The organism is Psychrobacter nivimaris, from assembly GCF_009812035.1.
Taxonomy (GTDB): Bacteria; Pseudomonadota; Gammaproteobacteria; order Pseudomonadales; family Moraxellaceae; genus Psychrobacter; species Psychrobacter nivimaris.
In genome coordinates, this window is the sequence record NZ_VZIZ01000017.1 from 70,818 (window position 1) to 82,788 (window position 11,971).

Sequence of the window (11,971 nt, forward strand, 5' to 3'; positions counted from 1 at the left end):
TTGACTATAGCAAGTGAATTCGCCAAGCTTTACTCCAACATCTTTATTATAAAATTCTGATCCGAGATATTTATGAAAATTAGCGAACAGTGGCTACGTCAGTGGGTAAACCCTACAAATACTAGCGAACAGTTAGCCGAACAGTTGACTATGGCAGGTCTTGAGATTGATGATCGCTATGCGGTTGCCCGTGCTTTTAGCGGTGTGGTTGTCGGTGAAGTCATCAGCATTGAGCAGCATCCTGATGCAGATAAATTGCGTGTTACTCAAGTAAATATCGGTGACGCTGAGCCATTACAAATTGTCTGCGGTGCTCCTAACGTGACCGTCGGTATGAAAGCGCCTGTCGCTACCGTTGGTGCGGTATTGCCAAGCGATGATAAGAAAGGGTTTAAAATCAAAAAGAGTAAGCTACGCGGTGTGGCCTCAAACGGCATGCTATGCGGTGCTTCTGAAATTGATTTAGTCGATGATATAGATGGTTTGCTTGAGTTGCCTGAAGATGCACCAGTTGGTACGGATATCCGTGAATATCTAGGTCTAGATAATCAAGTATTGGATATCTCAATCACCCCAAACCGTGGTGATTGCTTTAGCGTACGTGGTATCGCTCGCGAGATTTCAGTCATCAATGACTTGCCTGTACAGTTGCCAGAGATTCCTGACAATGTAGTCGCTTCTGATAATGGTGCAACGCCCGCTGTGACAGTCGATGCAAAGGAAGCGTGCCCTCGCTATCTGTTGCAATCGATTCGTAATATTGATCGTAGCATCGATACTCCGAAATGGATGCAAGATGCACTGGTACAGTCAGGACTACGTTCACACAACTTCTTGGTCGATGTGACCAACTATGTATTGATGGAATTAGGTCAACCGTTACATGCGTTTGACGCAGACACGATCGAAGGTGATATCGTTGTACGTTTGGCAAAGCCTGATGAAACCATTACTTTGCTGAATGAGCAAACCGTTACCTTGACCGGTGATGAACTTGTGATTGCTGATGATAAAGGTGCCTTGGCACTGGCTGGTATCATGGGTGGTCAGCGTAGCAGTGTCACCGATAGTACGACCAATATCGTGGTAGAAAGCGCTTTCTTTAATCAACTGGCTATCGCTGCACGCGCACGCCGTTTTGGATTGCACACCGATGCCTCGCAGCGTTTTGAGCGTGGGGTCGATTTTGAATTGCCAGCATTGGCGTTGGCACGAGCTTGTGATTTAATCACCAGTATCACTGGCGGTGAAGCTGGACAAATAGTCACGGCTGAAAACCTTGAGCATTTGCCAGCGCGCGCGCCAATTACATTGCCAATCGCGAAAGTTCGTGATGTCATTGGGATTGATATTGAGCCATCTGAGATGGTACGTATCTTGACCCAATTGGGTTTTGATGTAGAGCAGCAGAGCGATTCACTAGTTTGCAAGCCGCCATCTTATCGTTTTGATATGAGTATCCGCGAGGATTTAATCGAAGAGATTGCTCGTATCTATGGCTATGACAATATTCCAAGTGTCCTGCCACATTTGCAAGTCAGTATGGATTATGATGATACTGCAGATTTGACCCATGAGATGAAGCTATCATTAGTCGACAACGGCTATATGGAAGCGATCAGCTTTAGCTTTAGTGATGCAAAACTAGAAGCATTGCTTGACGACGAAGCGCTAGGAGAGGTGTTGGCACTAGCAAACCCTATCTCTAGTGATTTAGCCGTTATGCGTCGTACTTTGCTATCGAGCCTACTGCCTTGCGTGCAATATAACTTGAATCGTCAGCAGCCACGTGTACGTTTTTTTGAAACGGGTCTTAGCTTTGTTGGACAAAGTATTAGTGACTTAGTACAAACGCCAAGTATTGCTTTAGTCGCAGTTGGTGATATATGGAGCGAGCAAGCTTATCAAAACCGCGCCTTAGATTTTTATGACCTAAAGCATGATATTGAGCAGCTATTACCAGCACAAATCGATAGCGCACGTATCCGCTATGAGCGTAGTACGCTGAGCTTCCTGCATCCAGGACAAAGCGCTGAGTTATATATCGATGATGTATATATTGGTTGGTTGGGCCAGTTGCACCCAAATACTGCTAAGCAATTAGATCTGCCTACTACATGGGTCGCTCAATTGTCACTGGCACCGCTATTGACGATTGCACGTGAGCAGCATGCTATCACGACACCAAACAAGTTCCCACAAGTACGCCGCGATATTGCTATCTTGGTAGACAGTGACATCAGTTTGCAGGCACTAGAGACAACGGTGCGAACTGCAGCAGGTAATTTGTTGACTGATCTTTGGTTATTTGATGTTTATCAAGGTGACAAAGTACCAGCAGGCCAGCGCTCACTAGCGTTTGCATTGATATGGCAAGACAGTACGCAAACGTTGTCTGACGAAGCCGTCAAGACTGCCACAGATAAAGTGGTACAAGCGCTAACTGACCAGCATTCTGTACAGCTGCGCGACAGCTAACATCTACTATTTATTATACCCAATGCTCTGTAGTCTTTTTACCATGAGGCTACGGAGCATTGCTATTCATAGAATAAGTTAAGTGGTTATTAATAAAGGATTTTAATGAAGACTTTGTTAAAAAATGCTCAAAAAACCTTTATAATAGCTAGCCTTAACCCTCATACCGCTAAACCATGATATTCGACATCACGACATAGCATAGGAGTCGTACTGTGAGCACCTTAACCAAATCTGACATGATTGAGCATTTGATGAGTCACATGCACCTAACACGCCAAGAAGGCCGTTGTTTGGTAGAGAACTTTTTTGATGAGCTGTCGGAGAGTTTGATTGACGGCAAAGAGGTCAAGCTTTCAGGCTTTGGCAACTTTGAGCTTAAAGATAAAAACAGCCGTCCAGGCCGTAACCCTAAAACAGGGGAACCTGTTGCAGTATCCGCGCGCCGTGTGGTTACCTTTAAAACAGGACAGAAATTTCGTCAAAAGGTTGACGAGCGTTTGTTTGATAGCTAATACCTAATTTGGCATTATCCTAAATAATAGCGTGCCTGCTTTATCGTGAGTTTCCAAGAATGCTAGTGCGTATTTGCACTTAGTTATTTTTTTGCATACATTTACGTATTTAGAGATTGCAGCATGACTCGTACACTATGGTTATTTATAACGTAGCATCTTACTAAGATCATAAATGATAGACGTAAAAAAAGAGAGCATAGGCTCTCTTTTTTTTTACTGCAGTTTATCTATTGTATGAACAATAAATTACTGAGCTTCTTCAACTACAACTTCATCAGCTGCATCAACAGCAGCAGTATCAGTTTCGCTAGCTACGTCTACGCTAGTAGTAGTACCGTCTACAGGAACTTCAGCGTCCATTTCGTCAGTAGCAGTTGCTTCTTGAGCATCAGCGATGTCAGCTTCAGCGCCAGCAACAGCAGCGTCAGCATCAGCAGTCATTTCGCCTTCAGCAGCAGCTTCGTTTAGCTCTTCAGAAGCGTCTTGCACTTCTTCTTGCGCGTCAGATAAATCTTCTGCAGCGTTTTCTTTGTTGCTATCACAGGCAGTAAGGCCCATAGTTGCAGTCATGATACCAGCTAGAGCAAGTAATTTAAGTTTCATATGGTTTTCTCCGGAAAAATGAAATGAGCAGTAGCAGCAACAAAGGTCAAAATCTGAGATTTCTCAAATTTCAACTAGTCTTAGTTACAGCTACTCAGCTTCCACGCATTCTATATGTTTTCTATGTAAATGAAAATAGCCTGTACAATTAAGTAACAATAAAAGTTAAAATAATATTTTACTTTGTTTGTTCGATATACTTTTTAATACAAGAAACCAGATTAATCGACGTATAATCAATGACATCAGAGGGATTGTGAGCTTTTTTGGTTCTCATTTTTTGTCTTGAATTGTTGATATTAACCCCGTTTTCATGGATAAAAATGAATTTAAATGGTGAGATGGTCATCCTGTATTACATAAATCATAGTTAAGTTAGCAATTTTATGGGTTTCTACTTGCTTTTAGGATAGTAGACTAAGTCATAGCGTGAATTAACTGGCCAAATAATATATAACATCAGTAATGATTAATAGAAGTAGTGGCTAATAGAGATAGTGATTAATAGAAATAATGAATCAATCTATATTTGAGGAATAGAACTATGAAATGGCAAGGTAGACGAGGTAGTTCGAATGTGCGCTCTAGCACAGGTGGCGGTAAGATGATCGGCGGTGGTATTGGCGGCATTATTATCGCAGGTATTTTATGGTTGGTATTTGGAGTAAACCCAATGACCGCTTTACAGACAGGTCAAGCGGTTACAGGTGGTGGCAGTGAGTCATCTACCGAGCTGGCAACCAGCACAGACCGAGACACGCAGTTTGTGAAAGTTGTACTAGCAGATACAGAAGAAGTCTGGCATCAAATCTTTAACGAAGCTGGTAGCACTTATCAAGAGCCGTCATTGATTTTGTTTAATGGTCAGGTTAGCTCGGCATGTGGTAGTGCTAGCTCTGCAACAGGTCCATTTTATTGTCCAGGGGATCAGACTGTTTATTTGGATACGTCATTCTTTGTAGAGATGCGTCAGAATCTTGGTATTTCAGGCGATCAGCAAGGCTCTGGTGGTGAAGAGAACCAAGGCAAGGCTGGCGATTTCGCACAGGCCTACGTGATAGCACATGAAGTAGGTCATCATGTACAGACGCTACTGGGCATTAGCCAACAGGTTAATGAAGCTCGTCAGCAAGTGACCCAAGCACAGTCCAATAAGCTATCAGTATTGCAAGAGTTACAAGCGGATTGTTTCGCTGGTGTATGGGCCCAGCGCAATCAAGAACGTGTACAGTTTTTAGAGGCTGGTGATCTTGATGAAGCGGTGAATGCAGCTAGTCAAATTGGTGATGATCGTCTAGCGAAAGCGAGTGGTGGTGCAGTAGTGCCCGATAACTTTACTCATGGTACCAGTCAACAACGTGTCGAATGGTTCACCCGTGGTCTAGAAAGCGGTAATGTACAATCTTGCGATACGTTCAGCGGTGCACTTTAATGGCCATATGTATTAATAACTGTGTATTTGACTAATGATGTATTTCTAATACTAATGTTTTTGATTATAAGTCTAGCGCATGGACTTATAATCGAAATTAAGACATAAAAAAGTCTGCAACGAATTGCAGGCTTTTTTATCATCTTTTATCTGATATTACTCAATCAATTGTCAAATAATATCAGCGTAGAAAGATTTAGTTGTTGTCAAGAACATAACCACCAGCACCGCCAATCGCTGCACCAGCCAATGCGCCACGAGCGATATCTTTGCTGTCGCCTTTGCTTCTAATAAGAGCACCAGCGGCTGCGCCAGCGGTAGCACCTTTAGCTGTATTGCTCATACCGCTATAAGAGTTACAACCAGTCATGATTAGGGCTGAGCTAGTAATTGCAGTCATTGCGATCGTTTTAGCAAATTTCATATTATCACCTATTAAGTCATCAAGTTTAAAATACAATACCTTCAAAATACTGTGTCCATGATATTTTCAAGTACATTCCTACTGTCTGTCATAATAATCCGTTACTAATAATATAGTCGTAGTAAAAACGCTAAACTTTGCAAATAAGATGTAAGCGATGTTGCCGTACTGTATCATCAGTAGTGCTTGTGAATGACAGAGCAGCATAGTTTAATTGGCTTAACTATTAATATTTGGATGCTGTCATAAAAAAGACTACCTATAGGTAGTCTTAATATCAAATCGAAGCTGAATATGTCTAGCAAACTAACTAAGAATTAGTTTTGTGATTTACGCTTCATTTGCTCAAAGAATTCATCATTGGTTTTCGCTTCTTTTAGGCGGTCCAACAAGAACTCAGTGGCTTGTACGCCATCCATCGGTTGAAGCAGTTTGCGTAAAATCCATACTTTACGCAGCTTGTCTTCGTCCAATAGACGCTCTTCGCGGCGTGTACCAGATTTTTTGATATTAATCGCAGGGAATACACGTTTTTCAGCCAAGTCACGCTCAAGCGTAATCTCTTGGTTACCAGTTCCCTTAAATTCTTCAAAAATAACGCTATCCATCTTACTACCAGTATCAATCAATGCACTGGCAATAATGGTCAAACTACCACCTTCTTCCACGTTACGCGCAGCACCAAAGAAACGTTTTGGACGTTCTAGAGCATTGGCATCTAGACCACCCGTCAATACTTTGCCTGATGATGGGATAACCGTATTATAAGCACGTGCTAGACGCGTAATTGAATCAAGTAAAATCACCACGTCTTGCTTATGCTCAACCAAACGTTTGGCCTTTTCGATGACCATTTCAGCCACTTGTACGTGACGCTGTGGCGGCTCATCAAAAGTAGAAGCAACCACTTCACCGCGTACTGTACGCACCATCTCGGTGACTTCTTCTGGACGTTCATCAATCAATAATACGATTAAATAGCATTCAGGATTATTACGAGTGATTGATTGTGCGATGGTCTGTAGCAACATCGTTTTACCCGCTTTCGGCGGTGCAACGATGATAGAACGCTGACCTTTACCAATCGGAGCGATTAGATCGATGATACGACCAGTCAAATCTTCAGTAGTTCCGTTACCAAGCTCAAGTTTTAAATGCTCAGTTGGGAATAGGGGTGTCAGGTTCTCAAAGATAAGCTTATGACGTGAGCGATCTGGCGTATCAAAGTTAATCTCGCCGACTTTCAATAATGCAAAATAACGCTCAGAATCTTTTGGTGGACGAATCGTACCAGCGATACTGTCACCAGTTTTTAGACTGAAACGGCGAATTTGGCTAGGGCTGACATAAATATCATCAGGACCGGCTAAATATGAGCCTTCTGATGAGCGCAAAAATCCAAAACCATCAGGAAGAACCTCAAGTACGCCGTCACCATAAATGGCTTCACCGTTACGCGCATGGGTTTTTAGAATAGCAAAGATAATGTCCTGTTTACGGCTACGAGCCATATTATCAAGACCCATTTCTTTGGCGATAGCCAATAGCTCAGCGATTGATTTTTTCTTTAATTCAGTAAGATTCATAGATAGGTCATTAGCAATTGATCAGATGAGAGATGCCATTAGCAGCACAAGTCACGACAGTGATTAAAATAACGGTAATATGATGATATGGGTGTGTGCACAGCGCTGTAGTTTATGTAGTTTTGGTTTTATATGTCTGCTTATGTACGCATTGCCATCATTGGAGGCAAGGTAATAAGAAATAAGGATAAAAAAGGCTACATAAGAGTCTGCGTCAAAAACTCAATATCAGTAATTGCGTTTAGTCATTTTGTTCAGCAATGGTGTTTATAATGACGATTGTGTTTTTGTTGATAAACACGAGGAGAATAGCGACAAGATACTTAGGAAAACAGTTGGTTTTCTCTTGTCAGCAGACTATACGGTCTTCACAATAGCGTTGTCAATAAATTTTGCCAAAAAAGTCACATTATCGAGTTTTTTGCACAAAAAACAAGCAAAAAAGCCACTATCTTAGTCAGATAATGGCTTTCTCGGTTATTCTATTTTACCCGCTCAAGGTAACCTAGAGCGAGCAAATGTAACTTATAAATGCTTGTCTAGTACTTTAGCCAATTCAGCTTTTGGCTGTAGGCCCATTACTGAATCAACTTTTTCGCCATCTTTGAATACAAATAGCGTTGGGATGTTACGAATACCGAAACGGCTAGCCGCTTGTGGGTTGTTGTCTACGTCTACTTTAACGATTTTAACTTTACCTTGGTACTCAGTCGCTAGATCTTCTAAAATAGGAGCAATGGCTTTACAAGGACCACACCATGGCGCCCAGAAGTCTACTAGTACAGGTACGTCTGATTGTAGAACGTCTTGATCAAAGTCTGTGTCGGTAGTATGTACAATAAGGTCTGACATAATTTTATCTCTCTTGTTTTATTACTTCTATCACCACTCATCAACATATATATTGGTTTAGTAATAAATCAGTTGGTGGTCAAAGAATTGTTTAGAAGGGGTGAAAATGTGCCATTATATTAACATGTTTGCCCTAATTTGACAGATACAGGCTGGTTAAATTGTTTAACAACTAGTATTAGCACAATAAATCGAAACGGTGCAGCACAAGAGTGTCTAATCTGTTATTTAATACGATTATCCTTATCAAAGTATGTATCTCAGCAAGGTAGAAGTCTTATGTTTACCTCGTTTACATAGTAGCTAGTGATTAGTAGCTAGCGATATTAATAACGTTAAAAATCAGTCAAAGTTTTGCCCTTTTGTCCATATAACCGTTGCTCATAAAGTGGCTATCGTGCCAAATATAGCTATCATGTCCAAAAGATTAACCACCAAAAATCCTTATCTTAAAACCAATTTACATAAGTAGTTAAATTTATGCCTTTTACCGATGAAGAAGTTAATGCCCTCAATGCCCAAGAAGGCGCTTATCCGCTTGAGTTTTTCAAAAAATTTGCGCAAGAAATTACGGTTTACGAAGACGATGACATTTGGGTGGTTGATAAACCTGCAGGCCTATTAAGCGTCGATGGTAAAACACTCAAAGTCAGTCTGCTTGCTCGTCTTGAGCGTGCCAATCCAGCTGTCAAATTGATTCACCGCTTAGATATGGACACCTCGGGACTGCTTATTTTTGCAAAAAATGCAGCAGCGCAAACCAATATCAGTAAGCAATTTATCGAGCGTCTACCGCAAAAGAAATACCAAGCGCGTGTCTTTGGTAAGTGGGAGCATGTCGGCGCAACTGGTGAGATATCAGTACCAGTGCGCTATGAGCCAAGTACCAAACCGCGCCATATCGTCGATCACGACTGGTCAAAGCATGCGCTGACGCTATACGAAGTTGTGGCTCATGAAACCTGTAATGGCGAGGCAGTCACTCGGGTCATGCTAAAGCCAGTCACAGGCCGCAGTCATCAGCTACGCGTACATATGGTGTATGTCGATCATGTGATGATTGGCGATCCGATTTATGCTGAAGGTGCGGCATTAGAGATAGCTCCAAGATTGAACTTACATGCACAGCAATTGCGTTTAAAGCATCCAGTACTGGGTGCTTGGATGGACTGGGAGAGTCCCTGCCCATTTTAAGAGTTAGATTTTACCACTTGCTGTTAATAGATGCGATAAACAGCGGCTCTAAAGCCAGCTATAAAATGCCAGTCATGTAAATACAAGGATGAAAGTATGCTTGATATCACCACGACCAAACAGGCTATCAAAAACCGCTTTAAAGGTAACAAGTCAAAGACAGATAAAGTAGCCGACTATGAAGTATTGATCATCGGTGCGGGTATTGCAGGTATTGGTATGGCTTGCCGTTTACAGCAACAGCAGCATAAAGGCCTATTCGGTCATAAAGCTCCCAAAAAGCAAAAGCAGGTAAATTCGACTAATAAGCATAAACCTCCACAGCGCTTTGCTATCTTAGAAAAGCGTGCTGATTTGGGTGGTACATGGGATTTATTTACCTATCCGGGGATTCGCTCTGACTCTGACGCACTTACCTTTGGCTATAATTTTAGGCCGTGGCTTGATTATAGAATGCTTGCAGCAGGCGATGATATCAAGCGCTATATCTCCGATACGGCACGCGAGTTTGGGGTGTCCGAACATATCCACTATCAGCATGAAGTTCAGCAGATATCCTGGTCTAGTGAGGATCAACAGTGGTCAGCAACCATCAAAGACCATGCAAGCGGTGAGATGTTTGTTAAGACTGCCAGGTTTATCGTAGGTGCCACGGGTTATTATGATTATGAGCAAGGCTATCGCCCTCATTTTGATGGAGAGGAGGGTTTTTACGGTCAAATCGTTCATCCACAGCACTGGAATAATCTAGACTATGATGATAAAAAAGTCGTCGTTATTGGTAGTGGTGCCACAGCGATGACGTTGCTACCTGCGCTAGTAGATAAAGACAGTGATCAGTGTGCGCGTCATGTCACGATGCTGCAGCGTACGCCGACCTATGTGGCAAGCGTGCCGGGTGATGACCATGCTATTGACTGGCTATCTGGCAACTTTTCTCCTTTATCAAAAGAGCAGGCCTATACGGTATTACGCGCGCGCAACGTGTTACGGCAACAAGGCCTTTACAAAGTTGCGACTCATGCACCCAAGGTGATGAAGGCAGTCTTAAAACATGGGGTGAAAAAAGAGTTAAAGGGTAGCGGCGTTGATAGCAAGCATTTTGTGCCTGACTATAATCCATGGGATCAACGAGTATGTGCGGTGCCTGATGGTGATTTATTCAAAGCCCTGCAGGACAAACGCGCAACAGTAGTGACCGATCAAATCAGCCACTTTACTGAAACAGGAGTTATGCTGCAATCTGGCCAGCATCTCGACGCTGATATCATCGTTACTGCGACTGGCTTAAAGCTACAGATGTTGGGCGGGGCTGCGGTATATATCGATGGTCAAGCTGTCGATATTGGCACGCGTATGACCTACAAAGCAGTCATGATAGAAGACATACCTAATCTGGCAGCACTGTTTGGCTATACCAATGCTTCGTGGACACTAAAAATCGATTTGGCTTGTCAATATGTAGTGAGGGTGCTGGGATATATGCATAAAAACCGCTACCAAGTCGCATTACCACAAGCACAGACTGCAGATATGACAGCCTGTGCCCAAGCAGATACCGTAATGGGTTCGCTATCGTCTGGTTATGTCAGACGCGGCAAAAACGAGCTACCTAAGCAAGGCGATCGCTATCCTTGGTTTGTGACCAACAACTATCTAAGCGATCGAATCATGCTTAAGTATCGCAAGATAAAAGACGACTGGTTACGATTTAGTCGTTAGCATCTTGGTAATTATTAATGATGGTTGTCGATGAAATCGGCCACTTGCTTGCTTAACATCTGCCATAAGGTCTCTTGGGCGCTTTTGCTGCCCCATGCATTATGCGGACTAAAGATAACACGCGGATGGTCGCTGATACTGAGCAAAGGGTCATTATCGGCGATCGGTTCTTGTTCAAACACATCGCTAGCATAGCCGATGATTTGCTCACTATTAATCGCGTCAGTTAATGATTGACTATCAACAATGCCGCCACGTGCGACGTTGACGATGAGCGGTTGTTTAACCATTTTCGCCAGAGTGTCTTTATTAATAAGATGCTCAGTTTGTTCATTCAATGGACAGTGCAGACTGATCACATCCGCACGCGCTAATACTTCATCAAACGCGGTATAGTCGTCGCTGCGTGGTTCGCGTCCTTGGTGCTCTGCCCACAGTACGGTCATACCAAAGGCACGAGCGATTTCGGTTACGCGATTGCCGATGGTGCCAATACCAATGATACCTAGCGTCTTATCCTCCAAATCTATCAGCGGAATATCCAGCAGGCAAAAATTGCCGTTTGCCAGCCACGTGCCATCAGCGACTTTCTGATGATAATGAATACCAGCACGCATCGCTGTCAGCATGAGCATAAATGTGTGTTCGGGCACGCTTTTGACCGCATAACCAGCGACATTGAACAGCGCAACACCGTGCTTATCGCAAGCCTCTTGATCGACGTTATTCATGCCAGTGGCAGTCAGTTGAATAAGCTTGAGTTTCGGTAGTTGCTCTATTACTTCTGCACCGATTTGCACTTTATTAGTGATAATAATATCGGCGTCTTTGCAGCGTTCAATGATGACAGCCGTGTCTTTTGGCGTGTCGTTATAAGTGATGTAATCGCTCACACCCATTGGCGCGGGCAGGTCAATACCTTCAGAAAAAGTACCTTTATCTAAAAAAACGGCTTGCATGGCTAGTCCTTACTTATTGTTGTCTTATAGATAATTAGCGAATAAACGGCTATCGCATGAATCCTTATCGGCTTAATGTAGCACGTTGGTATTTTTAGTCAAAAACGAATCGGCCAAATATCGATTGAATATACATAAGCTGCTGATAAGATAGGACAATCTGTATTATTTAACAATCGTGTATTTGTCTGACATAGTATCGA

10 protein-coding genes are annotated in these 11,971 nt (G+C 42.7%); 5 read left to right on the forward strand and 5 right to left on the reverse strand.

Annotation, left to right across the window (positions count from 1 at the left end; translation table 11 throughout):
• Positions 1 to 72 precede the first annotated feature (72 nt).
• Together pheT and FQV37_RS07755 are read left to right on the forward strand one after the other, a co-directional pair.
• Positions 73 to 2,478, forward strand: coding sequence for a phenylalanine--tRNA ligase subunit beta (gene pheT / locus FQV37_RS07750; RefSeq protein WP_160022129.1), 2,406 nt, complete (start codon positions 73 to 75; stop codon positions 2,476 to 2,478).
• A gap of 215 nt (positions 2,479 to 2,693) precedes the next feature.
• Complete coding sequence (locus tag FQV37_RS07755; protein ID WP_160022131.1) at positions 2,694 to 2,993, forward strand: integration host factor subunit alpha; 300 nt, start codon at positions 2,694 to 2,696, stop codon at positions 2,991 to 2,993.
• Between the two features lie 249 nt (positions 2,994 to 3,242).
• Here FQV37_RS07755 and FQV37_RS07760 read toward each other — a convergent pair whose 3' ends face one another.
• Positions 3,243 to 3,599, reverse strand: a complete 357-nt coding sequence (locus FQV37_RS07760) for a hypothetical protein (protein WP_114701770.1) — start codon at positions 3,597 to 3,599, stop codon at positions 3,243 to 3,245.
• A 544-nt stretch (positions 3,600 to 4,143) separates the two neighbouring features.
• Between FQV37_RS07760 and ypfJ the strand changes: the two genes are divergently transcribed.
• A complete protein-coding gene (ypfJ, locus tag FQV37_RS07765; RefSeq protein WP_102092076.1) occupies positions 4,144 to 5,031 on the forward strand; it encodes a KPN_02809 family neutral zinc metallopeptidase in 888 nt (295 codons plus the stop codon).
• A 196-nt stretch (positions 5,032 to 5,227) separates the two neighbouring features.
• On the opposite strand, the gene FQV37_RS07770 is transcribed toward ypfJ, so the two are convergent.
• From FQV37_RS07770 to trxA, 3 genes are all read right to left on the reverse strand, one after another.
• Entirely contained in the window at positions 5,228 to 5,455 is a 228-nt protein-coding gene (locus tag FQV37_RS07770; protein WP_101204904.1) for a hypothetical protein, read from the reverse strand.
• A gap of 317 nt (positions 5,456 to 5,772) precedes the next feature.
• Positions 5,773 to 7,041 carry a transcription termination factor Rho gene (gene rho, locus FQV37_RS07775; protein ID WP_055125334.1) on the reverse strand — a complete coding sequence of 423 codons (1,269 nt, stop codon included), beginning with the start codon at positions 7,039 to 7,041 and terminating at the stop codon, positions 5,773 to 5,775.
• A gap of 525 nt (positions 7,042 to 7,566) precedes the next feature.
• Positions 7,567 to 7,893 carry a thioredoxin gene (gene trxA / locus FQV37_RS07780; protein WP_057761928.1) on the reverse strand — a complete coding sequence of 109 codons (327 nt, stop codon included), beginning with the start codon at positions 7,891 to 7,893 and terminating at the stop codon, positions 7,567 to 7,569.
• Between the two features lie 480 nt (positions 7,894 to 8,373).
• Between trxA and FQV37_RS07785 the strand changes: the two genes are divergently transcribed.
• Together FQV37_RS07785 and FQV37_RS07790 are read left to right on the forward strand one after the other, a co-directional pair.
• Entirely contained in the window at positions 8,374 to 9,087 is a 714-nt protein-coding gene (locus FQV37_RS07785; RefSeq protein WP_160022133.1) for an RluA family pseudouridine synthase, read from the forward strand.
• 96 nt (positions 9,088 to 9,183) lie between these two features.
• Positions 9,184 to 10,809 (forward strand): flavin-containing monooxygenase, encoded by a 1,626-nt coding sequence (locus FQV37_RS07790; protein WP_160022135.1) that lies wholly within the window; start codon positions 9,184 to 9,186, stop codon positions 10,807 to 10,809.
• Positions 10,810 to 10,823: 14 nt separating this feature from the next.
• Here FQV37_RS07790 and FQV37_RS07795 read toward each other — a convergent pair whose 3' ends face one another.
• Complete coding sequence (locus FQV37_RS07795; RefSeq protein ID WP_160022137.1) at positions 10,824 to 11,768, reverse strand: NAD(P)-dependent oxidoreductase; 945 nt, start codon at positions 11,766 to 11,768, stop codon at positions 10,824 to 10,826.
• Between the last annotated feature and the right edge of the window lie 203 nt (positions 11,769 to 11,971).